Below are 21,784 nucleotides of genomic sequence, written 5' to 3'. Positions count from 1 at the left end.
ACGCAGGTTTCTTTTTGGTTGGCATACATGCACCTCTTACTCATGTTATGCCCGAACACAAAATTTCTGACACCCCCCTGCTGCGCAGCCCAACGCGGGGCAAGCCCGCTCGCCACAACAAGCCCGCTGGCCACAACAACCCACTCACCACAAAAATCCGGCCGTTCAGGGAAAACTTTTAAGTCTTAATAAGAACTGACTTACCAGCTCCCACCCTTTTAACCACGCCCCGTCAGTCATTTAGCCTTGTCTTCACGACCACGCAACACCCGGTTCGGCATCGCAATCGCCGCCGCCAACCCCAGCAGCGACACCGCCGCACTGACCATCAGCAAATGCCGAAACGTCACGGCCAAGTCGCCGCGCAGGGCATCCTGCGCCGGGCCTGGAGCGGCGTTCAGGCCATCGAGCAGCACGTTGCCGGAGCTGCCCTCGACCATCAGCGCGCCACTGGCCAGGTGAGCGAAGCTCGAGTCCTGCAGCAGCGCCAGCAACAGCGCCGACATGCAGGCCACCCCCACCGCGCCTCCCAGGGAACGGAACAGGTTGGTGGTGCTGGTGGCAACACCGATATCATGCTGTTCCACCGAGTTCTGCGCCCCCACCAACGAGGTGGGGAACTGCATGCCCCCGGCGATCCCGCACAACAGCATGAACAGCGCTGTCACCCCCACCGCCTGGGGCGCGCTGAAAGCCATGCCGAGAATCGCCAAGGGGCTCAGCAACGCGCCGCTGACGATCATCGGTTTATAGCGGCCGGTCACCGAGGTCATGCGCCCGGCACAGTAGGCGCCTATCGGTAAGCCGATCGCCAGCGGCAGCAAGTGCAGGGCCGCGCTGTCAGCACCGGAACCGGTCACCGTCTGGAACCGCAGCGGCATCAGCACCGTCAGGGAAATGGCCTGGAAGCTGGTGAAGAAAATCGTGCACCAGCACAGCACCGCGCTGCGGTTGGCAAACAGGTGCATCGGCAGCAATGGCTCTGGCGCGCGGCGCTCATGCCAGACAAACACGCTCAACGCCAGCAGTGCACACGCCAGCAACCCCAGCACATCATCATCGCGCCACGGATGGCCTTGGCCGATTTCGGTGATGCCCAGCAACAACGCGGTCAAGCCGATGATCATCAGCACGGTGCCAAGGTAATCGATGATCGGCTTGCGTTGCGGCGACGGCAGCCCCACCAGAGTGCGATGGGCCACGTACCAGGCGCCGGCGCCCAAGGGCAGGTTGATCAGGAACACCCAACGCCACGACAGGTACTCCGTCATGTAGCCGCCCAACACCGGCCCGGCCACGCTGGCCACCGCGTACATGCTGCTGAAATAGCCCTGGTAGCGCCCGCGCTCGCGTGGCGGGATGATGTCGCCGATGATCGCCTGGCTCACCGAAATCATCCCGCCGGCGCCAATGCCCTGGAGAATCCGCGCCAGCACCAGTTGCTCCATGCTTTGCGCCATGCCGCAGAACAGCGACGCCAGCGTGAACAACCCCATGCCGATCAGCATCATCGGCCGGCGCCCGTACAGGTCGCCGAGCTTGCCGTAGATCGGCACCGCCACGGTCATTGCCACCATGTAGCCGGAAATCACCCAGGCCAGCAGGTCAACGTCGTGGAACCGCGCGGAGATGGCCGGCATGGACACGGCGACAATGGTCTGGTCCAGGGCACCGAGGAAGATCGCCATCATCAACGAGACGAGAACACTGCGCACGGCGGGAACGGAGGGAGCGGGCTGATTGAGCTGGGTCACGGCAGAACCTTCGAGCAAGCCCCGCGGGAAAAGGCGGCCCGCGGGAATGCTGGATACGATAGCAGGCTATTCGATAGCTTCGTAAGGAAGTCCGACGTAATTTTCGGCGATGGTTCTGCGACCGGCTTGTGAACTGCTGAAGTAGGCCAGCTCGCTCTCGGCAATGCGCTGGCTGAACCCGTCCGCCTCGGGAAACTGATGCAGCATGGAGGTCATCCACCAGGAAAACCGCTCGGCCTTCCACACCCGCCGCAGGCAGATTGCCGAGTAGTTTTCCAGCAACTCCACCCGCCCCTCGCCATACACCTTGAGCAAAATGCGATACAGCGTGCTCACATCGCTCGCCGCCAGGTTCAGGCCCTTGGCCCCGGTGGGCGGCACGATATGGGCCGCGTCCCCGAGCAAGAACAGGCGTCCGTATTGCATCGGTTCCACCACGAAACTGCGCAGCGGCGCGATGCTTTTCTCGATCGATGGCCCGGTCACCAACTGCTCGGCCAGGTGACTGGGCAGGCGGGTCTTGAGCTCATCCCAGAAACGCTCGTCCGACCATTCACCCAGGGGCTCGTCGGCGGGCACTTGCAGGTAATACCGGCTACGCGTCGGTGAGCGCATGCTGCACAGGGCAAAGCCGCGTGGATGCTTGGCGTACACCAGTTCGGCATGTACCGGCGGCGTATCGGCCAGGATACCCAGCCAGCCAAAGGGATAGACCCGCTCGAACACCTTCAACGATTCGGCCGGGATCGATTGGCGAGCGATGCCATGGTAGCCATCGCACCCGGCGATGTAATCGCACTCCAGGCGGAACGTCTCGCCCTGATGCTCGAAGGTCAGCCAGGGTCGATCACTTTTGAGGTCATGGGGCTGGACGTCACGGGCTTCGTAGAGGGTGATGGCACCGCCAGCGGCACGCGCTTCCATCAGGTCGCGGGTGACTTCGGTCTGGCCGTAGATCATCACCGACTGGCCGCCGGTGAGCGCCTTGAGGTCGATGTGGGTAAGCTGGCCATCAAGCGCCAGTTCGAAGCCGTCATGGACCAACCCTTCGGCGTCCATGCGCTGGCTCACACCCGCCTCGCGCAGCAGGTCGACCATACCTTGTTCCAGCACCCCCGCACGGATGCGGCCCTGCACATAATCGGCGCTCTGGCGCTCAAGGATGAGGGTTTGGATACCGGCGTTATGCAGCAGTTGACCGAGTAGCAGTCCGGAGGGACCGGCGCCAATAATGGCGACTTGGGTTTTCAACGTTTTCATTATTTTTATGGCCCGCCAGCTTCACCCGAACGGATCAGGTGAAAGAGTTGTCATTGGTCTTGCTGCGAACATTTTTCACTTGAGTGCCCGCTATAAGAAGGTGAAAACTGCGTCAAAGTCTGCGCTTTTTGCCAATCGGTGCGATTACCGAACCACTATCCTGAGTATCGGATTGAAACCATGACCAAACCTGCCAGTTCTGCGATTCCGGTCTTCAAGCTTTACGGGGAAAGCCAGCAATGGCCGACGCCTGATTTGTTGCACTGCGAAACCATTTCCCGGCGCAGTCGGGAATACCAGTGGGAAATCCAGCCCCACCGGCACGCGGATCTGTGCCAGTTGTTGTACGTGCACCAAGGCCAGGCGCAACTGGAAATCGAAGGCCAGCGCACCACGCTCAACGAAGCGACCTTGCAGGTGCTGCCACCGCTGTGTGTGCATGGGTTTCGCTTTGCCGAAGACGTGAAAGGTTACGTGGTGACTTTGGCGGCGCCGCTGGTCAGCCACCTGCAAGCGCAACTGGGCTCGGCGGTGGACGGCTTGCAGACCCTGGGCAATTACCCGGCCAGCGAGGACAGCGACTACCTCAACAACCTGTTCGCCCGCCTGCAGGACGAATATGCCGATGAACAACCGGCCCGGGACATGATGATGCACGCCCTGGTCAGCGTGCTGCTGGTATGGATCAGTCGCCAGGCCATCCAGCGCCGCCACCCACGGGCACCACGGGGGCGTGAATACTTTCGGCGCTTTACCCAGTTGGTGGAGCAGCACTACCGCGAGCACCCGAAGATCGAAGACCTGGCTCACAAGCTGGGGATATCGGTCTCACACTTGAACGGCACCTGTCGGGAATTGGGCGGGCAGCCCGCGTTGCAGATCATGCATGACCGCCAATTGCTGGAGGCCAAGCGCCTGTTGACCTACACCAGCATGACGATCAATGAGATGTCGGAGGTATTGGGGTTTTCCGACCCGACCAACTTCTCCCGGCTGTTTCGCCGGCGTGTCGGGTTTTCGCCCAAGGCGTTTCGCGAGCAGCTCAAGTCCGAAACGGCACACACCTGACGCTGCCAGCTGGCTCGCTTACGCTGGGGGCGCGAAGCGTCCCCAATAACAGCCAGCCACACCGACTGCGCTTTTCAACGCAAGGCGCTGAAGCTACCGGTGTGCGGAACGCATTGATCCTGATGGCAACTGATCGCAAAGCTCGGCTGCATACGGGTTTGCTCGACGCGGTAGGCGGCAGTCCCGTACAGCGCCGTGGCCAATGCGCTGAGGGTAAAAATCATCAGGTATTTTCTGGTTTTTATGGTCATGGCCCTCACCTCTGAACAACATTGGAAGGTGCTGTTTAAAGCATAGGCCAGCCAGGGCAAGTTGCCATTATTGGACGCCATTCAACCGGCTGATGTTGCGTCAGAGCCCCTTGTCCCACGAAGGCTCTTCCGGAAACCTCTGCACCAGGAAATCCAGGAGGCTGCGCAACGCCGAGGGCATGTGTTTGCGCGAGGCATATACCGCGTAGATGTTCAGGTGTCGCGGTTCGGCCTCGGGCAACAGGCGTACCAGCTCGCCACGGCGGATATGATCGCCAGCCAGGTAGCTGGGCAACATCACCACCCCCGCCCCGGCCAGCGTCACGCGTAACAACGTGCTGGCTTCGTTGGCGGTGATAGTGCCGTGCACCGGCACCGATACATGTTCGCCGTGTTCTTCGAAATGCCACAGGCTTTTGCCGAAGTACGAGTGGGTCAGGCAGTTGTGCCGGGCCAGGTCCTCGACTTTCTGCGGGGCCGGATGTTCGCGCAGATACGCCGGCGTGGCGCACACCACAGAACGGCAGATGGTCAGGCGCCGAGCGATCAGGTTGGGGTCCAGGTCATTGCTGGTGCGAATGGCCAGGTCGATGCGCTCGTCCACCAGGTTCACCGTGCGGTCGAGCATCTGCAGGTCGACGGTCACCAACGGGTAGCGCTGGACGTACTCGGCGATCGCTTCGGCCAGTTGCGCCTGGCCGAACGAGGTGCTCACACTCAGGCGCAGCAGGCCCCGGGGCGCGTCATCCGGCTCGCTGACGGCGGCCTGCATGTCGCTGCACAGTTCCAACAGCTGTCGGCAGCGCGGCAGGGTTTCACTCCCGGCCGCCGTCAGGCTGAGCTTGCGTGTGGTGCGGTGCAGCAAGCGCGCGCCGATCCAGTCTTCGAGTTCGGCCAGGTAGCGCGACACCACCGGGCGCGACAGGTCCAGATGGTCGGCCGCGGCAGACTGGCTGCCCAAATCCACCACCGTGACAAACACGCGCATTGCTTGAAGACGATCCATGATTTGCCCGATTTTAGAAACAAACTATGTCCCAGCATCGCATTTTTTGTTGGGTTTGGTGCAACTAAGCTCTGTGCATCCTTTACCGATGACTGGACTGCCCGATGCTCTCGACCCTCAAACGCTTGACCCTGACCACCGCCGCCCTGGCCTTCGCCGCCCATGCTGCGGCGGCCGACCTGAGCCTCGACGTGTACAACCCCGGCGAGGCGGCGATCTTCCCCGTCAGCTCGGTGCTGGTCAGCGGTGCGAAAGACGCGATCCTCGTCGACGCGCAATTCGGCAAGGGCCAGGCCGAACAACTGGTGCAGAAAATCCGCGCCAGCGGCAAACACCTGACCACCATCTATATCAGCCATGGCGACCCGGACTACTACTTCGGCCTTGACACCCTGACCGCCGCGTTCCCCGACGCCCAGGTGGTCGCGCCACAACCGGTGATCGACCATATCAACGCCACCGTGGCCGGCAAGCTGGCATTCTGGGGCCCGAAAATGGGCGCCGACAAGCCAGGCAAAACCGTCGTGCCGCAGGTGTTGAAAGGCCATAGCCTGAGCCTTGAAGGGCAGTCACTGCAGGTCATCGGCCTGGACGGCCCGCAGCCGGATCGCAGCTTTGTCTGGATTCCGTCGATCAAGGCCGTGGTCGGCGGTGTGGTCGTCGCCGACAACATCCACCTGTGGATGGCGGACACCCAAAGCGCACAATCCCACCAGGATTGGCTGGCCACCCTGCAACGCATCGAAGACCTGAAACCGCGCACGGTGATTCCGGGGCACTTCCTGGGTAACCCGTCGCTGCAATCGGTGGCCTTCACCGCCGACTACACCAAGGCCTTCGACGCCGAGACTGCCAAGGCCAAGGATTCCGCCGCGCTGATCGCGGCGATGAAAAAGCGTTACCCGACCCTCGCCGACGAAAGCTCGCTGGACCTGAGCGCCAAGGTCGCCAAGGGCGAAATGAAGTGGTGAAGCGTTTCAAACCTTAACCGTACTGGAGAACGTCATGAGCAAGATCGCAATCATTGGAGCCACCGGCCGCGCCGGTAGCCAACTGCTGGAAGAAGCACTGCGTCGTGGGCACAGCGTCATCGCCCTGGCGCGCAACATCGACAAGCTGGCCGTGCGCCCTGGCGTCACGGTCAAACAGGTCGATGCACTGGATGCCGAAGCCTTGCAACAGGCCATCACGGGCAGCGACGTGGTCATCAGCGCGGCTCACTTCGCCACCCTGCCCGCCAGCGCCGTGATCGAGCCGGTGAAGAAAGCCGGGGTAAAACGCTTGCTGGTGGTGGGCGGTGCGGGTTCGCTGCTGTTGCCGGGTGGCGGTCGAGTGATCGACAGCGAGGGCTTCCCTGCCGAATACAAAGCCGAAGCCAGTGCCGGTGCGGCGTTCCTCGACGTGCTGCGCCAGGAAAAAGAGCTGGATTGGACGTTCCTGTCGCCGTCGGCCTTGTTCGATGGCACCGAACGCACCGGTAAATTCCGCCTGGGCCAGGACGACTTGCTGGTGAGCAGTGAGGGTACAAGCTCAATCAGCTTTGCCGACTACGCCATCGCGATGATTGACGAAGTGGAAACACCGAAGCACTCGCGCCAGCGCTTTACCGTCGGTTACTGAGGCAACTCGGTCAAGGAATGTGGGAGGGGGCAAGCCCCCTCCCACATTTGCCCTTCAGTGTTCTGGAAATTGTGCCTGGCTCACCAACCAATCCATCAGCGCTTCGAGCCCGGCCGACGGCACCGTTCCCGGTGGATACACCAGGTAATACCCCTTCCCCGTCGGCACCCGCAGTTCAAACGGCATCACCAACCGCCCCGCCTTGAGATCCTCGCCCATCAACGCACTGTCGCCCATCGCAACCCCGGAGCCCTGCGAGGCAACATTCATCGCCAAATCCAACGTCTCGAAATGATGCCCCTGGCTCAAATTGCTCAACCGCGTGTCCGCCGCCTTGAGCCACCTCGCCCAATCGCGCTCATCCCGCGTGGGGTGCAGCAACACCTGTTGCTGTAAATCCGCCGGGGTGTGCAAACCGGCGAGCAGCGCCGGTGCGCAGACCGGGGTGAGTTGCTCATCGAATAAATGCCGCGCTTCGGCCGATTGCTCGGCGATGGGCGCGTAGATCACCGCCGCATCGAATCGCTCCCGGCGAAAATCCACGGTGTAAGCCACGGTGGTGGTGAGTTCCACCGGCACATCCGGGCGCTCCCGTTGCCATTGCATCAAGCGCGGCAACAGCCAGCGCATCACGCAGGTGGACGCCTTGAGTTGCAGGGTCGCGCGGCGGCTGCCGATCTGCTCCACCGCATCCCCCAGCAGGCCAAACACCTGTTGCGCACGCAGCGACCATTCGCGACCTTCGTCGGTCAGGCTCAGGCCGCGTGCCTGGCGCAGGAACAGCGCATAACCCAGGTGGCTTTCCAGCCCGGCGACCTGTCGGCTCACCGCGCCCTGGGTAATGTGCAGTTGCTCGGCAGCACGGGTGAAATTGCAGCACTGTGCAGTGACCCAGAAGGTATGCAACGCGGGCAGCGGCGGAAGGCGTTTCATAAGGGCTGAGCCATGACGTGGGGACATGGCTAGTATGACTTTTTATCGATTGTTACCGCTACGGGCCAACCGTTCCAATACCGCCTCGAATCCCCGACAAGAGCGACATCAATGGCGACCTGCGGCGAAGTATTGGTCCACCTCCTGGAACGCTACGGCGTAGAACAGGTGTTTGGTATCCCCGGCGTACATACCGTGGAGCTGTACCGCGGCCTGGCCCGCTCCAGCATCCGCCACGTGACCCCGCGTCATGAGCAAGGTGCCGGCTTTATGGCCGACGGTTATGCGCGCACCCGCGGCAAGCCGGGAGTGTGTTTCATCATCACCGGCCCCGGCATGACCAATATCACCACGGCCATGGGCCAGGCCTATGCCGACTCGATCCCGATGCTGGTGATTTCCAGCGTGCAATCGCGCAGCCAATTGGGCGGCGGGCGCGGCAAACTGCATGAACTGCCGAACCAGGGCGCGATGATGGCCGGCGTGGCGGCGTTCTCCCATACCCTGATGTCGGCGGCAGAATTGCCCACGGTACTGGCGCGCGCGTTTGCACTGTTCCAGGCCGCTCGGCCGCGCCCGGTGCATATCGAAATTCCGTTGGATGTGTTGGTGGAAAACGCCGATGCGCTGCTGGGCACTGCGCCAGTCAGCATCGCGCGTGCCGGTGCGGCGCCGGCGGCGATCCAGCAGATGAGCCAGTTGCTCGCCGCCGCCCAACGCCCGTTGATCCTGGCCGGTGGTGGCGCCATCGATGCCGCCCCGGCATTGACCCGCCTGGCCGAAACCCTCGGCGCACCGGTCGCCCTGACGATCAACGCCAAGGGCATGCTGCCCGGCGCGCACCCGTTGTTGATCGGTTCCACGCAAAGCCTGGTGGCCACCCGCGCCCTGGTTGCCGAGGCCGATGTGGTGCTGGCCATCGGCACGGAGCTGGCGGAGACCGACTATGACGTCACCTTCGCCGGCGGCTTCGAGATCCCCGGCGCATTGCTGCGCATCGATATCGACCCCGACCAGACCGTGCGCAACTACCCGCCCCAGGTGGCCCTGGTGGCCGACGCGCACATCGCCGCCGACGCCTTGCTGGCCGAACTCAACCGCCAACCCCTGCCGCCTCGCCGCAACGACTGGGGCGCTCAACGCGTGACGCGGCTGTGGGCCGACCTGACGCCGACCTGGGACGCCGCCACCCGCGCGCAAAGCGTGTTTCTCAACACGGTCCTGCAAGCGCTGCCCGGCGCGGTGATCGTGGGTGACTCCACCCAACCGGTGTACAGCGGCAACCTGACCCTGAACCCCGACCACCCACGCCGCTGGTTCAATTCGTCCACCGGCTACGGCACCTTGGGCTACGCCCTCCCCGCCGCCATCGGCGCCTGGCTCGGGCGTGGCGATGGGCAGCCGGTGGTGTGCCTGATCGGCGACGGCGGGCTGCAATTCAGCCTGCCGGAACTGGCCAGCGCGGTGGAAGCGCGCACGCCGATTATCGTGCTGCTGTGGAATAACCAGGGCTATGAAGAAATCAAGAAATACATGCTCAACCGTGCCATCGAGCCGGTCGGCGTAGACATCTACACCCCGGACTTCGTCGCCGTGGCCAAGGGGCTGGGCTGCGCCGCCGAGCGCATCCAAGGCCCCGCTTCGCTGCGCATGGCCTTACGCGCCGCGGCTGATCGCGAGGGGCCGACACTGATTGAAATCGACCAAGGGCTGTGGATGAACGAGGTGGCGGTATGAGTGCGGTATTGAACGGTGTGTATATCGATGGGGCGTGGCGCGCGGGCCATGAGGTGCTGGAGGTGATCAACCCGGCCACCGAGGCCTGCCTGGCGCAGGTCAGCGTGGGTGACGCGCGTGCCGTGACCCAGGCGGTCGACGCTGCCAGCGCGGCGTTTATCGACTGGGCGAAAACCACCGGGCGCGAGCGCGGCGCGCTGTTGCGCAAGGTCGCCCAGGGTGTCAGCGAGCAACGTGAACCCCTGATGCAGTTGCAGTCGAGCAACAACGGCAAGCCCCTGTTTGAAGCGGGGATCGATGTGGACGACGTGATCGCCACCTTCGAGTACTACGCCACTGTCGCCGAAGGGATGGATGCCGCGCAGGACTGTCCGGTGGCGTTGCCCAGCGATGCCTTCAGCGCCCGCCTGCGCCGCGAACCGTGCGGCGTGGTGGGGCTGATCGTGCCGTGGAATTTCCCGATGGTCACCACCGCCTGGAAACTCGCCCCAGCCCTCGCCGCCGGCTGCTGCGTGGTGCTCAAGCCGTCGGAAGTCACCCCCTTGGCGGAGTTGCAACTGGCGCGAATCATTGCCGCCGCCGGCTTCCCTGCGGGTGTGTTCAACCTGGTCTGCGGCACCGGTTTGGCCGTGGGCGCGCCGCTGGCAGCAGACCGTCGCGTGGCCAAGATTTCCTTCACCGGCAGCAACGCCGTGGGCGTGCAGGTGATGCAACGCGCCGCCGAAACCATCAAGGGTGTGAGCCTGGAGTTGGGCGGTAAGTCCTCATTGCTGGTGCTGGCGGATGCCGACCTCGACCTGGCGGTGGAACTGGCCTGTGGCGGTGGTTTTTTCAACGCAGGGCAGATGTGTTCGGCCACCAGTCGCGTGCTGGTGGCGGACAGCCTGGCGGATGAATTCCTGCAGCGTTTGCAGGCACGGGCTGACAGCATTCGCGTGGCCGACCCGTTTGCCGAGGATGTGGAAATGGGCGCGCTGATCAACCGTGCGCAGTATCAGCGGGTGCTGGGGCATATCCAGCGCGGCGTTGAGGCTGGCGCGCGCTTGTTGTGTGGCGGTGAACGCCCGGCGAATCTGGCGAAGGGCTACTTCATTCGCCCGACGGTGTTTACCGACGTGCCATTGGACAGTGCGTTGTGGAACGAAGAAATCTTCGGCCCGGTGCTGTGTGTACGACCTTTTGCCACTGAGCAAGAGGCCGTTGCCCTGGCCAACGACAGCGAGTTCGGCCTGGTGGCCAGCGTGGTCAGCCGTAGCGTCGAGACCACCGAGCGCGTGGCGAATGCCTTGCAGGCCGGGATGGTGTGGATCAACGCCCCGCAGGTGATCTTCCCGCAAACCGCGTGGGGTGGTTACAAGCAGAGCAGTATCGGCCGTGAGCTGGGCCCGTGGGGGCTGGCGACGTTCCAGGAGATCAAGCATGTGATTCGGTCTCACTGACGGCGCAGAGCAAACGGCAGCCCCTGTGGCGAGCGGGTTGTTGTGGCAAGCGAGCTTATTGTGGCGAGCGGGCTTGCCCCGCGTTGGGCTGCGCAGCAGCCCCAATACAGCAGAATGCGGTGTATCAGACGTTGCAGGGGCGGCTGGTTTTGGGGCGGCTGCGCAGCCCAACGCGGGGCAAGCCCGCTCGCCACAGGGGTTGCAGCGCTATGTCAAACAGGTAGTGGGCCTCTCACATTTTGATTGGCGGTGTGTCCGTTAACTGCAATTTTTAGATAGCCCCAGCGACTTTCTCATTTGCCCCCCTCCCCCATGCGTGGCCTGATTCGCCCTTGTTCCCACAAGGCAGGCCCATGGAAAACGTTCAGGCAAAACCCACCACCGCCGTTTGGCTGATGATCAGCGTGGTACTCGTCGCCCTTAACCTGCGCCCATCGATGGCCGCCGTGGGGCCGTTGTTGTCGTCGATTCGCGGCGAGGTGCCGTTGAGCTTCAGCAGTGCGGCGTTGCTGACCATGTTGCCGGTCATGGCCATGGGCCTGGCGATGTTTTTCGGCATGGGCCTGGCCAAGCGTTTTGGCGAGCATCGCAGCATTGTGCTGTCGCTGCTGGTGATTGGGTTGGCGACGGTGTCGCGGCTGTTCCTGGATTCGGCCCTCGAACTGATCGTCAGCGCCATCGCTGCCGGCGTGGGTATCGCGATGATCCAGGCGTTGATGCCGGCGCTGATCAAGTCGCGGTTCAGTGACAACGTTTCGCTGTTCATGGGCCTGTACGTCACCGCCATCATGGGCGGCGCGGCGCTGGCGGCGTCGTTCTCGCCGTTCGTGCAGGTACACACCGGCAGCTGGCGTATCGGCCTGGCCATCTGGGCGCTGCTCGCGCTGGTGGCCGTGGTGTTCTGGTGTGGGCAGCGCTCGGGCCTGGCGCCCTTGCCCCAGGCCAGCGGCGGCCCGCAGGAATCATTTTTCGGCAATGGTCGCGCCTGGTTGCTGGCGGTCTTTTTTGGCCTGGGCACCGCGTCCTACACCTGCGTGCTGGCGTGGTTGGCGCCGTACTACGTGGAGCAAGGCTGGAGTGAACAGCACGCCGGGTTGCTGCTGGGGTTCCTGACCGCCATGGAGGTGGTGTCCGGCCTGGTCACCCCGGCCATCGCCAACCGCCGCCGAGACAAACGCGGGGTGGTGGCCGTGTTGCTGGTGCTGATCATCCTCGGTTTCTGCGGCTTGATCATCAGCCCGCAACACCTCAGCCTGCTGTGGCCGTGCCTGCTGGGCCTGGGCATTGGCGGGCTGTTCCCGATGAGCCTGATCCTGTCGTTGGACCACCTCGACAACCCCCGCCGCGCCGGCGGCCTCACCGCGTTTGTGCAAGGCATTGGCTACCTGATCGCCGGCCTGTCCCCCCTGATCGCCGGGATGATCCGCGATCAACTGGGCAGCTTCGAATGGGCCTGGTGGTCGCTGACGGCAGTGATCGTGGTGATGCTGCTGATCGTCACGCGCTTCAACCCCAAGCAGTACGCACAACATATTCGCTGAGGTCGTGTTGCAAACAGTATTTGTCCCACACGAAACATAGAAACGACCTACAGAGCTTTCTATTGGTACGTCCGTTCCGTTAAGCTTTTGCCCTCGTCGCGCGCTGCCACAGTGCCAAGGCTTACCGGATGGAATGGATGCTAAACAGTAACTTGCTCAGAAAGCTTGATATGCAGGACTTGATGGTGTTTATCGCCGTCTACGACCAGAGCAGCGTTACCGAAGTGTCAGAAACGCTGTTCGTCAGCCAGTCCACCGTGAGCTACAGCTTGAAAAAGCTGCGCACCAGCTTCGAAGACGAGCTGTTTATCAACACGCGGGCGGGCATGCGTCCGACGTACAAGGCCACCACCATGTACGGCCATGTGCAGAAGATCCTCGAGAGCATCAACCTGTGCCACGCCGGTGGTCAGGCCTTCGACCCGACGCAGAAGGCGGTGACCTTCAATGTCTGTGCCCCGGAATATTTCGAACAACTGATCCTGCCGCGCCTGTTGAAAAACTTCGACCAGGCCGACCTGCCGGTGATCGTCAATGTGCAGAAGCTGGAAGCCGATATCCCCGCCGATGACCTGCGCGAAGGCCGCCTCGACCTGGTGATCTGCTTCGGCCCGCACTTTCATCGCGCCCACAAGGACTTCAAGACCCAGATGCTGCTGGAGGACGACCTGGTGTGCGTTTTCGACAAATGCGCGGCGCCCCGGGAGTCCACGTTCAGCCTGCAATCCTTCGTCGAACGACGCCATGTGTTCCCCACGCCGTGGACCTCCGACACCAACATGATCGACGGCTGGCTGGCGCGCCAGGCCCACAAGCGCCAGGTGATCGCCCGGGCCAACAGCTACAGCGCCGCCTTGAAGATGATCACCGGCACCGACTTTATCGTTACCCTGCCGCGCCGCGTGCAGAAGCTGCTGGCACAGCCGGAGGTGTTCGGCCATTGCGAGGCGCCCAACGGGTTGCCGGGGTTCACCCTGGATATGCAATGGAATGAAAGCAGTGGGCAGGACAGCGCCAATACCTGGTTCAGGGAACAGGTGGTGAAGGTGTGCGCGGACCAGGGATTACTCTAACGCCCTGTGGGGGGGGTTAGCCGATAGCGACTTTGCTGTAGGAATCGCGATCCATGTCGACCAGCTGCACGCTGAGCTGAACCTGTATATCCGCCGGCCAGTCGCCCAGATCCTGCAATGCGGTCAGCAGGCTTTGCGACAATTGCTGCTTGACCTGCGGCGACCGCCCGCTGAGCAGCGACAGCTTCACCGCGACGAAACCGCGCGGGCTGAGGGAGGTACCCACCTGAAAACTCTCGACCTTCACGGCGCGGCTTTTGATATCGAACTCGGAACCGAACTGCCCGGACGCCATCAGCACATTGTTGAGCCGCAACAAGGTCTTCTCGACGGCCAGGTTGGTCAGGTTGGCGGTGTATTCCAGGTTCAGGTGTGGCATGGATGACTCCGAGTCATTCGTAGAAAGGTTCGTAGATATACCACGGATAAAAGCCTCAGGCCTTCTTCCCCAGGCCGCGATCACTCATGAACGCCTCCAGCCGCGAACGCACCCAACGCTCGGCCGGGTCGGTGTCCACATGGCTGAGCCAGACCATGGACAAGTCCAGGGTCGGCGTCTCGAACGGGAACGGCTCACAGAACAGGTTGCCGGACACGGCCATGGCTTCGGCGGTGTAGTCCGGCAGGCTGGCGATCAGGTCAGTACCGGCCAGCAGTGCAGGCAGCGCGCTGTATTGCGGCACCGACAGCACCACATGGCGCTTGCGGCCGATTTCCGCCAGCCACTCATCGGCGAACCCCGACACGTTGGCGGTGTGGGACACCAGCACATGGGGCCGCGCGCAATATTCATCGAGGGTCAGCGGCCTGTCAGAAGCGTCGGCACGCAGCAGGCGTGGGCGGATATGGCGCAGCAGCTTGCGCTTGGCGTTGGCCGGCAGGCCACGGGTCTGGGTGATGCCGACGGTGATATCGCCGGAGGCCAGCAGGTCGGGGATACGCCAGTAGTCCACGTGCTGCACCACGAACACCACCATCGGCGCTTCCTGGCGCAAGGCACGCAGCAACGGCGGCAACAGGCCGAACTCCACATCATCGGACAGGCCGATGCGAAAGGTCATGGTGCTGATGGACGGGTCGAAATCATGGGTCAGGCTCAGGGCCGAAGACAGTGAATCCAGGGCCGGTGACAGATGCTGGATGATCTCCTCGGCGCGGGCCGTGGGCTCCATGCGGTGGCCGACACGAATGAACAGGGGGTCGTTGAACAAGGTCCGCAGACGGTTAAGCGCCGAACTGATGGTCGGCTGGCCGAGAAACAGCTTCTCCGCCACCCTCGTCACATTGCGCTCGAGCATCAGTGCTTCGAAGACCACCATCAGGTTGATGTCGGCCTTGCGTAATTCATTGCGATTCATCGGCGCCTGCCCTTTCCCCACGACAAGCCGCAGTTTAGAAAGCTCGAGGAGCTGCGTCTATGCGCGCACTGTTCATCCTGGGGCTTTGGGACTATAAATCAGCAGTCCAGGGTCACAGGAATACTGTCGTGCTGTTCATTTTCGCCTTAAGCGTCCTGGTCAGCGGGGTTTTGCTGTGGGCCATCAAGTTCATCGCCCACCCCACTGCCAGGACATTGCTGCGCGTGTTCGTCGGTTTATGCCTGGCAGCCGTGGTGGCTTACCTGGTACTCGCTTCGGGGTTTCCGACCTCATTGCTCGTCTGATACACCTCCTGGCCCTGACGCAAACGCAGCGCAGCCAGCGCGGCGACCACCAGCACCACGGCGATCACCTTCAAACCGTTCATCGCGTTGCCGGTACTCATCTCGATCGCCCCCATCACCGAAGGCCCGACAAACCCGCCCAGCAGGCCACAGGCGTTGACGAACCCGAGGCCACCGGCCAGCGCCACGCCCTTGAGCCGCGACGCCGGGTAGAGAAACACGATCGACTGCACCACGAAAAACATCACCGCCGACAGGCAGAAGCCCAACAGGCTGAAGACAGGCCCCGACACCGACGCAATGCCCAGGCCCAGCGCCATGGTCAGCAACCCCGTGACCAACAGTCGACGACAACGCCCCGGCGTGGTGGCAAACCGCGGGATCAGTACCGCGCCAAGTGCCGCCGCGATCCACGGCAACGAGGTCAGCAGGCCGACGCTCATGGTGCTCAGTTCACCGTATTTACTGATGATGCTCGGCAGGAAAAAGATCACGGTGTAGACGGTGATCTGATGGCAAAAATACACAAAGATCGCCAGCAGGATTTGTGGGGTCAGCCAGTTTTTCAACGAGTGCCCGCCTTCGCCGGCGCCCTCTTCCGTTTCCTGGGCAATACGCTGTTCGATCCCGCGCGCCTCGTCCGCCGTCAACCACGGGGCCTTGCTCGGACGGTCCGGCAACTTGCGCCATACCACCCAGGCAAATGCCACCGCCGGCAAGCCTTCGAGCAGGAACATCCACTGCCAGCCGTGCCAGCCGAGCAGGCCGTCCATGCGCATCAACGCCGCGCCCACCGGGCCGCCGATAATGTTGGCAAAGCACACGCCGAGCAGGAAATAGCCGGTGGCCCGCGCCCGCTGTTCACGGTTGAACCAGTACGTCAGATAGAGCATGACGCCGGGAAACAAACCGGCTTCGGCGATGCCCAGCAGCAGGCGCAACACGTAGAACGAGGTCTCGCCCTGCACAAACGCCATGGCCGCCGAGATCAGGCCCCAGGTCACCATGATGCGGGCGATCCAGAACCGCGCGCCGACCTTGTGCATGATCAGGTTGCTGGGGATTTCCGACAGGGCATACGTGAGGAAAAACAGCCCCGCCCCCAGCCCGTAGGCCGCGGCGGAAATGCCCAGGTCGACGTCCAGGTGGTGCTTGGCCAGGGCGATGTTGGTGCGGTCGAGGAAACTCAGGATGTAGGCGATGATCAGCAAGGGCATCAGCTTGGCGAACATCAGCTTGTTCAGCGCCTGCGGTTCGCGGGCCGGGGTGGCGGTAGTCATCGGGCAGTTCCTCCTGGCGCCCCGCCAGCCTGGCTGGGGGGCGCATCAATGTTGTTCTAGGGTTGAAGTTGCACGGCCATGGCCCGCGGGCGATGGGAAAACAGTTGCAGCACAGCACCGCCCAGGGCGCAGCCGGCCATCACGAAGAAACACACGGTGTAGCCATGCAAGGTGGTCCAGCCGCCGCCCATGGCGATCAGGCTGCCCATCAGCACCGGCGCCAGGCCACCGCCGATAAACATCGCCGTGGTGATGATGCCGTTGGCGGTGGAGGTTGCCGACGACTCGGCCGAGTCACAGGCCACTGCGTAGTAGATCGGCCACACCGCGTTGGCCACCAGGCCGAACAGCAGTTGCACGACGATGATCAGGGTCAGGGTGTTGGCGAAGTAAAACGCGCCGACACTCGCCGCCATCCACAGCCCGCAGATGATCAGGGTGGTACGGCGGCCGATGATGTCCGACAGCGACGGCCACACCAGTTGCCCGAGAATGCCGGTGAGCGTGAACACCACGCTCATCCCCGCCGACTCCGCCAGCGACAGCCCGGCGATGTTGTAGAGGTAGGCCGGCAGCACGATGTTGACGCCCATGTACACCACCTGCGTGAGCATCGTGTTACCCGCCGTCAGGGCGATGTTGCGATTGCGCAAGGTGGCGACAAAGGTGCGCCAGGCATCACCCTTGATCTGGCTGGCCGGGGTGTTGTCCGGTGGGGTCATGCCTTTGGCGGCGATGTCGACGTACAGCGCGGTGATGCGCTCGGCAGTGGAGTATCGCGCCCAGAAGATCATCAGCGGCAGCGCGACCACGAAAGCGAAGAAGAACACGTAGCGCCAGTTGTCCTCGCCAAACACCGTGATGACAAAGCTGGCGACGATGCCACTGAGCATCGCGCCGATCGGGTAACCGGTGTGGTGCGCGCCCAGGGCAAACCCGCGCCGCTCCACCGGCCACCATTCGGCGGTGTTGCTCACGCCGACCGGCTCGCCCCAGCCGGCGCCAAGGTTGACGCCGACACGCAGGGCGATAAACGTCGCGAGGTTGCCGCTCAAGGCTTTGAAGCCCGACAGAAACGAAATCGCCGTGTAGCCGAGCACCAACGGCACCTGGAACCGCGCACGTTTCCACCCCCCGCCGTAGCGGTCGCTCCACATCGAACCGGGGATATCCAGCAAGGCCAGCGCGAGCATGACCACCGTGGCCACGGTGCCCCACTGATCAGCCGACAAATCGAAATGCTTGGAGATGGTCGGCCCCAGCCGCAACACGATCTCACGGTCGTAGGCGTTGAGGATCCAGATCATCCAGCAGACCAGCAGCGACACCCAGGAATGCCGGTGAATGCTGCGCAGCGACGCTTTTTTTAAAGTTGCCATGGGCCTCTCCAGGCGCGCGAGGGCGCGCACTGACACAAGGTTGCGGAAGGAAGGTGCCTGGTTGAAAAAACGCGCTAGCTGGCGAACCTTCGCTCGGCTATTCCTTGCACGCCCAGCCCGCTGATCGCGAACAACGCACCGCGCTGCTGACCGTCGGCCGGAAAACGCGGCAGCGGCGGCCTGGCCATGGAGGTCACGAACAGGGTGTCCAGGTTTGGCCCGCCGAAGGTCAGGCTGGTGACCTTTTTCACCGGCATCGGGATCACCCGATCGACCTGCCCATCAGGGGTGTAGCGCACCAGTTGCCCGGCATAGACCAGCGCCTGCCACAGGCAGCCTTCGGCATCCACGGTGCAGCCGTCGGCCGCACCGCCAGCGGCGGTATCGACCTTGGCGAAGGTGCGTCGGTTGCTCACGGCGCCGCTGGCGAGGTCGTAGTCATACGCCCAGATCTCGCCGGACCAGGTGTCGCAGAAGTAGAAGGTTTCGCCGGACGGGCTCCAGCACGGACCATTGGACACGATGATGCCTTCGTCCAGGGTGTGCAGGCTCAGGTCGGGGTCGAGGCGATAGAGCTTGGCGCTGGGGCTGTCTTCCAGGGTGTCCATGGAGCCGAAGACAAAGCGGCCCTGGCGGTCGACCTTGCCGTCGTTGAGGCGGTTGTTCGGCAGGTGCGGTTCCGGGTCCTGGATCAGGGCCAGTTCGCCACTGGCCAGGTCCAGGCTGTGCACGCCGTTTTGCAGGGCAACGATGGCCGCCTCGCCGGTATGGCGCAGGGCCATGGAGCCGATCTTCTGGCCCACGTCCCAGGCCCGCAGTTCGCGACCGTCTTCGGTGCAGCGCAGGATGCGGCCGTCGGCGCTGTCGATCCAGTACAGCCGTTGTTGTTCGACGTCCCACACCGGGCCTTCGCCCAGGGTGGTCTTGACGTCCACAAGCACTTCGATACGCATGGTGTGATCCCCTTATTGTTGTTGTGCGGGATGCAGGCCACGCCCAGATGGGTAACCCCTTGTAGGAGCGAGCTTGCTCGCGAAAAACGTCAACGATAACGCGTGCTGCCTGGTGTAACGCGGTGTCTTGGCGTTTTTCGCGAGCAAGCTCGCTCCTACAGTGGATCGGTGAATATCACCGGGGCGCGACCTCAGTTGTGGGTTAGAAGTTGACCTGGTCACGCCCCTTGAGCCCGAGGATTTCCCGCGCTTCATCCGGCGTGGCGACGCGATGGCCGAGGGCTTCGATCACCGTGCGAATGCGCCGCACCTGGTCGGCATTCGACGCCGCCAACTTGCCTGGGCCGTCCCACAACGAATCCTCCAGGCCGACACGGGCGTTACTGCCCATGGACAGGCCCATGGTCGCCAGCGGAATTTGCCCACGCCCGGCACCGAGGATCGACCACACGTAGTCATCGCCAAACAGGCGGTCGGCGGTGCGCCGCATGTGCGCCAGGTCTTCGGGGTGACCACCGATGCCGCCCCGCAGGCCGAACACCGACTGGATAAACAACGGCGGCTTGAGCAGGCCCCGCTCCAGGAAGTGCGCGGCGGTGTAGAGGTGGCCGATGTCGTAGCACTCGATCTCGAAACGGGTGCGGTTCTCGGCGCACGAATTGAGAATATGGGCGATGTCGCGGAAGGTATTGCGAAAGATCCGGTCGTCACTTTCTTCGAGGTACGGGCGTTCCCAGTCGTGCTTGAACTCGGTAAAGCGGTTGAGCATTTCGTACAGGCCGAAGTTCATCGAGCCCATGTTCAGCGAGGCCAGTTCCGGCTTGAACTGCATCACCGGTTGCAGGCGTTCTTCCACGCCCATGGTGGGCGCGCCACCCGTGGTGATGTTGATCACCACGTCGCTGGCGGCCTTGATGTGCGGCAGGAATTCAGCGAACAGCGCCGGGTCCTGGCTGGGGCGACCGTCAAGCGGGTCGCGGGCATGCAGGTGGACAATGGCCGCACCCGCTTGGGCGGCACCGATGGCGGCGGCGGCGATTTCCTGGGCAGTGATCGGCAAATGCGGCGACATCGACGGCGTATGAATGGCGCCGGTGACGGCGCAGGTAATGATCACAGGGCGATTTTTGGGCATGACGATTCTCCGACTTTTATTCTTATGAAAAAAAATCCCGGTGCAGCGGTGGGTTCTTCCTTGGCGACGCGCGTGCGGCTTACAGGTACTCGACGTTACCGTCGACGCTGATCGCTTGGCCGGTCACGTTGCGGGCGGCGGGCGAACAGAGAAACAAGGCCATGGCCGCGACGTCTTCGGCGGTGACCATGCGCTTGAGGGAAATCTTGTTGAGGTACTCCTGGCGCATCTCGGCTTCCGGCACGCCGACCTGTTCGGCACGGGCGCGAATCACACCGTCCATGCGCGGGCCTTCGACAATGCCAGGCAGCAAGGCGTTGACGCGGATATCACTCTCGCCCAACTCCGAGGCCAGGGATTTCATCAGGCCGACAATCGCCCATTTGGTCGCCGCATACGGCGTGCGCCACGCGTAGCCCAGGCGCCCCGCCACCGAGGCGATATGCAACAGGTGGCCGTGGGAGGATTCCTTGAGCATCGGCACCGCGTGGTGGGCAAACCGATATTGCGCAGTCAGGTTGATGTTGATGGTGGCTTGCCATTCGGCGTCGCTGATCGCATCGATCCCGCCGGTGGGCCCGGCGATCCCGGCATTGTTGACCAGCACATCCAGGCCGCCGAATTGCTCGCGCTGCACCGTGAACACGGCTTCGATCTGCGCGGCCTCGCTGACGTCGGCACGCGTGGCGACGGTGCCTGGGTATTTATCGCGAAAGGCCGCCAGGGCCGGTTCGCTGACATCACACACATGCACCTGGGCACCGGCTTCGAGGTACGCCGCCGCCACGACTTCACCGATGCCGGCAGCCCCGCCGGAAATCAACACACGTAACCCAGGATAGGGCTGCAACCGTTGTAGGACACTCATGCCCGTTTACCTCCTGAAGCAGACGACCGCGAACGGTCGTTCTTGACGAGCAGGCGCGCCAGCGAGTCGGCGGCCTGCATGATGTCATCGGTCACCGCCGCGCGGGCACCGGCGCCATCGCGGGCAGCCAGGGCCTCAACGATGCGCGTATGCGCCTCCATCGAGCGTTGCAGGTGAGCTTTATCGGGGGCGACCAGGGCAAAGCAGGGGCCCATGTGCAGCCAGAAGTTTTCCACGGCGGCCATGGTCAATTCGGCCTGGGCCACAGCGTAGATGCGCCGGTGGAACGCGAAGTTGGTCCACAGGTAGCGCGACACGTCGACTTCATCGGCGGCGTGCTGCATCTGCTCGCACAGGTCGGTGATTTCGTCGAGGTCAGCCTTTTGCAGGAGCAACACGGCCTTTTCCGCCAGCAGCCCTTCGAGGGCGACCCGCGCATCGCGAATTTCGCGCAGGCGTTCGACCGTCATCATGCGTACGCGCAGACGGGAGGTTTCCGTGACTTCAAAGGCGTTTTCGGCACTGAGGCGTTGCAGCGCTTCGCGCACTGGCATGGGGCTGGAGCCAAGCGCTTCGGCCAGGCCACGGATGGTGAGTTTCTGGCCAGGCTGGAAACGGCCACTCATCAAGGCTTCGCGGATCTGGCGATAGACCTGGTCTTGCAAGGTATCGCGGGACACCTGGCGCAGGGTGGGCAGGAGAAGCGGACCATCTGTCATGAGGCAAACCTGTGTTGTCGTTCTTATGGCGACAATATGTGATCACAAATCAAATATGTCAAATAATTTCCCAAACCCACGACAGCACACTTGTCACAGAGTTGG

General features: G+C 63.0%; 22 protein-coding genes. 9 read left to right on the top strand and 13 right to left on the bottom strand.

Annotation, left to right across the window (positions count from 1 at the left end; translation table 11 throughout):
• Nucleotides 1-182: hypothetical protein (locus tag AC1Q6I_RS06565; RefSeq protein ID WP_218274077.1), on the top strand; the 182-nt coding region annotated here is incomplete at its 5' end.
• A 54-nt stretch (nt 183-236) separates the two neighbouring features.
• Here AC1Q6I_RS06565 and AC1Q6I_RS06560 read toward each other — a convergent pair.
• A complete protein-coding gene (locus tag AC1Q6I_RS06560) occupies nt 237-1,754 on the bottom strand; it encodes an MDR family MFS transporter (RefSeq protein WP_069075446.1) in 1,518 nt (505 codons plus the stop codon).
• Between the two features lie 66 nt (nt 1,755-1,820).
• Nucleotides 1,821-3,005, bottom strand: coding sequence for a 4-hydroxybenzoate 3-monooxygenase (gene pobA / locus AC1Q6I_RS06555; protein WP_172831376.1), 1,185 nt, complete (start codon nt 3,003-3,005; stop codon nt 1,821-1,823).
• A gap of 189 nt (nt 3,006-3,194) precedes the next feature.
• Here pobA and AC1Q6I_RS06550 point away from each other — a divergent pair, with 189 nt between their 5' ends.
• A complete protein-coding gene (locus tag AC1Q6I_RS06550; RefSeq protein ID WP_102625652.1) occupies nt 3,195-4,082 on the top strand; it encodes a helix-turn-helix domain-containing protein in 888 nt (295 codons plus the stop codon).
• 74 nt (nt 4,083-4,156) lie between these two features.
• Here the strand turns inward: AC1Q6I_RS06550 and AC1Q6I_RS06545 are convergent, their stop codons facing one another.
• On the bottom strand, nt 4,157-4,333 hold the full coding sequence (locus AC1Q6I_RS06545; RefSeq protein WP_168232272.1) for a hypothetical protein: 177 nt from the start codon (nt 4,331-4,333) through the stop codon (nt 4,157-4,159).
• 100 nt (nt 4,334-4,433) lie between these two features.
• Nucleotides 4,434-5,339: a LysR family transcriptional regulator gene (locus AC1Q6I_RS06540; protein ID WP_102625653.1), complete on the bottom strand. Its 906-nt coding sequence runs from the start codon at nt 5,337-5,339 to the stop codon at nt 4,434-4,436.
• A gap of 104 nt (nt 5,340-5,443) precedes the next feature.
• Between AC1Q6I_RS06540 and AC1Q6I_RS06535 the strand changes: the two genes are divergently transcribed.
• Nucleotides 5,444-6,310, top strand: coding sequence for an MBL fold metallo-hydrolase (locus AC1Q6I_RS06535; RefSeq protein WP_102625654.1), 867 nt, complete (start codon nt 5,444-5,446; stop codon nt 6,308-6,310).
• A 34-nt stretch (nt 6,311-6,344) separates the two neighbouring features.
• Nucleotides 6,345-6,959, top strand: a complete 615-nt coding sequence (locus AC1Q6I_RS06530) for an NAD(P)-dependent oxidoreductase (RefSeq protein WP_069075447.1) — start codon at nt 6,345-6,347, stop codon at nt 6,957-6,959.
• 54 nt (nt 6,960-7,013) lie between these two features.
• Here AC1Q6I_RS06530 and AC1Q6I_RS06525 read toward each other — a convergent pair whose 3' ends face one another.
• Nucleotides 7,014-7,892 carry a LysR substrate-binding domain-containing protein gene (locus tag AC1Q6I_RS06525; protein ID WP_024074032.1) on the bottom strand — a complete coding sequence of 293 codons (879 nt, stop codon included), beginning with the start codon at nt 7,890-7,892 and terminating at the stop codon, nt 7,014-7,016.
• Between the two features lie 111 nt (nt 7,893-8,003).
• On the opposite strand from AC1Q6I_RS06525, the gene AC1Q6I_RS06520 reads away from it, so the two are divergent.
• From AC1Q6I_RS06520 to AC1Q6I_RS06505, 4 genes are all read left to right on the top strand, one after another.
• The gene (locus AC1Q6I_RS06520; RefSeq protein ID WP_102625655.1) at nt 8,004-9,629 is read left to right on the top strand and encodes a 5-guanidino-2-oxopentanoate decarboxylase; all 1,626 of its coding nucleotides are present in this window, start codon (nt 8,004-8,006) and stop codon (nt 9,627-9,629) included.
• Nucleotides 9,626-11,068 carry an aldehyde dehydrogenase family protein gene (locus AC1Q6I_RS06515; protein ID WP_102625656.1) on the top strand — a complete coding sequence of 481 codons (1,443 nt, stop codon included), beginning with the start codon at nt 9,626-9,628 and terminating at the stop codon, nt 11,066-11,068. The genes AC1Q6I_RS06520 and AC1Q6I_RS06515 overlap by 4 nt, the downstream gene beginning before the upstream one ends.
• A gap of 353 nt (nt 11,069-11,421) precedes the next feature.
• The gene (locus AC1Q6I_RS06510) at nt 11,422-12,609 is read left to right on the top strand and encodes a cyanate transporter (RefSeq protein WP_102625587.1); all 1,188 of its coding nucleotides are present in this window, start codon (nt 11,422-11,424) and stop codon (nt 12,607-12,609) included.
• A gap of 137 nt (nt 12,610-12,746) precedes the next feature.
• Nucleotides 12,747-13,682 (top strand): LysR family transcriptional regulator, encoded by a 936-nt coding sequence (locus AC1Q6I_RS06505; RefSeq protein WP_041161118.1) that lies wholly within the window; start codon nt 12,747-12,749, stop codon nt 13,680-13,682.
• A gap of 16 nt (nt 13,683-13,698) precedes the next feature.
• Here AC1Q6I_RS06505 and AC1Q6I_RS06500 read toward each other — a convergent pair whose 3' ends face one another.
• A complete protein-coding gene (locus AC1Q6I_RS06500) occupies nt 13,699-14,061 on the bottom strand; it encodes a 5-carboxymethyl-2-hydroxymuconate Delta-isomerase (protein WP_024074027.1) in 363 nt (120 codons plus the stop codon).
• A 55-nt stretch (nt 14,062-14,116) separates the two neighbouring features.
• A complete protein-coding gene (locus AC1Q6I_RS06495; protein ID WP_024074026.1) occupies nt 14,117-15,040 on the bottom strand; it encodes a LysR substrate-binding domain-containing protein in 924 nt (307 codons plus the stop codon).
• Between the two features lie 59 nt (nt 15,041-15,099).
• Between AC1Q6I_RS06495 and AC1Q6I_RS06490 the strand changes: the two genes are divergently transcribed.
• Nucleotides 15,100-15,345 (top strand): hypothetical protein, encoded by a 246-nt coding sequence (locus tag AC1Q6I_RS06490; RefSeq protein WP_069075450.1) that lies wholly within the window; start codon nt 15,100-15,102, stop codon nt 15,343-15,345.
• On the opposite strand, the gene AC1Q6I_RS06485 is transcribed toward AC1Q6I_RS06490, so the two are convergent.
• From AC1Q6I_RS06485 to AC1Q6I_RS06460, 6 genes are all read right to left on the bottom strand, one after another.
• The gene (locus AC1Q6I_RS06485; RefSeq protein ID WP_024074025.1) at nt 15,300-16,625 is read right to left on the bottom strand and encodes an MFS transporter; all 1,326 of its coding nucleotides are present in this window, start codon (nt 16,623-16,625) and stop codon (nt 15,300-15,302) included. The two genes, AC1Q6I_RS06490 and AC1Q6I_RS06485, sit on opposite strands and share 46 nt — an antisense overlap.
• A 56-nt stretch (nt 16,626-16,681) precedes the next feature.
• On the bottom strand, nt 16,682-18,004 hold the full coding sequence (locus tag AC1Q6I_RS06480; RefSeq protein WP_024074024.1) for an MFS transporter: 1,323 nt from the start codon (nt 18,002-18,004) through the stop codon (nt 16,682-16,684).
• 74 nt (nt 18,005-18,078) lie between these two features.
• A complete protein-coding gene (locus tag AC1Q6I_RS06475) occupies nt 18,079-18,957 on the bottom strand; it encodes an SMP-30/gluconolactonase/LRE family protein (protein WP_069075451.1) in 879 nt (292 codons plus the stop codon).
• Between the two features lie 202 nt (nt 18,958-19,159).
• On the bottom strand, nt 19,160-20,092 hold the full coding sequence (gene kce, locus AC1Q6I_RS06470) for a 3,5-dioxohexanoate:acetyl-CoA acetone transferase (RefSeq protein ID WP_024074022.1): 933 nt from the start codon (nt 20,090-20,092) through the stop codon (nt 19,160-19,162).
• A gap of 79 nt (nt 20,093-20,171) precedes the next feature.
• Nucleotides 20,172-20,960 (bottom strand): SDR family oxidoreductase, encoded by a 789-nt coding sequence (locus AC1Q6I_RS06465; RefSeq protein ID WP_069075452.1) that lies wholly within the window; start codon nt 20,958-20,960, stop codon nt 20,172-20,174.
• Entirely contained in the window at nt 20,957-21,679 is a 723-nt protein-coding gene (locus AC1Q6I_RS06460; protein WP_069075453.1) for a GntR family transcriptional regulator, read from the bottom strand. Before AC1Q6I_RS06460 ends, AC1Q6I_RS06465 begins: the two co-directional genes overlap by 4 nt.
• Between the last annotated feature and the right edge of the window lie 105 nt (nt 21,680-21,784).

Source organism: Pseudomonas sp. MPR-R2A5, from assembly GCF_058793055.1.
The sequence above is the reverse complement of the archived record's forward strand: the minus strand, read 5'-3'. Positions and strand labels throughout refer to the sequence as shown.

Bases quoted from the DNA above. Each gene is read 5' to 3' on its own strand.
- AC1Q6I_RS06490 (WP_069075450.1), top strand. From the start codon at position 15,100: ATGCGCGCACTGTTCATCCTGGGGCTTTGGGACTATAAATCAGCAGTC.
- AC1Q6I_RS06500 (WP_024074027.1), bottom strand. From the start codon at position 14,061: ATGCCACACCTGAACCTGGAATACACCGCCAACCTGACCAACCTGGCC.
- AC1Q6I_RS06530 (WP_069075447.1), top strand. From the start codon at position 6,345: ATGAGCAAGATCGCAATCATTGGAGCCACCGGCCGCGCCGGTAGCCAA.
- AC1Q6I_RS06515 (WP_102625656.1), top strand. From the start codon at position 9,626: ATGAGTGCGGTATTGAACGGTGTGTATATCGATGGGGCGTGGCGCGCG.
- AC1Q6I_RS06480 (WP_024074024.1), bottom strand. From the start codon at position 18,004: ATGGCAACTTTAAAAAAAGCGTCGCTGCGCAGCATTCACCGGCATTCC.
- AC1Q6I_RS06475 (WP_069075451.1), bottom strand. From the start codon at position 18,957: ATGCGTATCGAAGTGCTTGTGGACGTCAAGACCACCCTGGGCGAAGGC.
- AC1Q6I_RS06535 (WP_102625654.1), top strand. From the start codon at position 5,444: ATGCTCTCGACCCTCAAACGCTTGACCCTGACCACCGCCGCCCTGGCC.
- kce (WP_024074022.1), bottom strand. From the start codon at position 20,092: ATGCCCAAAAATCGCCCTGTGATCATTACCTGCGCCGTCACCGGCGCC.
- AC1Q6I_RS06485 (WP_024074025.1), bottom strand. From the start codon at position 16,625: ATGACTACCGCCACCCCGGCCCGCGAACCGCAGGCGCTGAACAAGCTG.
- AC1Q6I_RS06520 (WP_102625655.1), top strand. From the start codon at position 8,004: ATGGCGACCTGCGGCGAAGTATTGGTCCACCTCCTGGAACGCTACGGC.
- AC1Q6I_RS06460 (WP_069075453.1), bottom strand. From the start codon at position 21,679: ATGACAGATGGTCCGCTTCTCCTGCCCACCCTGCGCCAGGTGTCCCGC.
- AC1Q6I_RS06495 (WP_024074026.1), bottom strand. From the start codon at position 15,040: ATGAATCGCAATGAATTACGCAAGGCCGACATCAACCTGATGGTGGTC.
- AC1Q6I_RS06540 (WP_102625653.1), bottom strand. From the start codon at position 5,339: ATGGATCGTCTTCAAGCAATGCGCGTGTTTGTCACGGTGGTGGATTTG.
- AC1Q6I_RS06550 (WP_102625652.1), top strand. From the start codon at position 3,195: ATGACCAAACCTGCCAGTTCTGCGATTCCGGTCTTCAAGCTTTACGGG.
- AC1Q6I_RS06545 (WP_168232272.1), bottom strand. From the start codon at position 4,333: ATGACCATAAAAACCAGAAAATACCTGATGATTTTTACCCTCAGCGCA.
- AC1Q6I_RS06465 (WP_069075452.1), bottom strand. From the start codon at position 20,960: ATGAGTGTCCTACAACGGTTGCAGCCCTATCCTGGGTTACGTGTGTTG.
- AC1Q6I_RS06510 (WP_102625587.1), top strand. From the start codon at position 11,422: ATGGAAAACGTTCAGGCAAAACCCACCACCGCCGTTTGGCTGATGATC.
- AC1Q6I_RS06525 (WP_024074032.1), bottom strand. From the start codon at position 7,892: ATGAAACGCCTTCCGCCGCTGCCCGCGTTGCATACCTTCTGGGTCACT.
- AC1Q6I_RS06505 (WP_041161118.1), top strand. From the start codon at position 12,747: ATGCTAAACAGTAACTTGCTCAGAAAGCTTGATATGCAGGACTTGATG.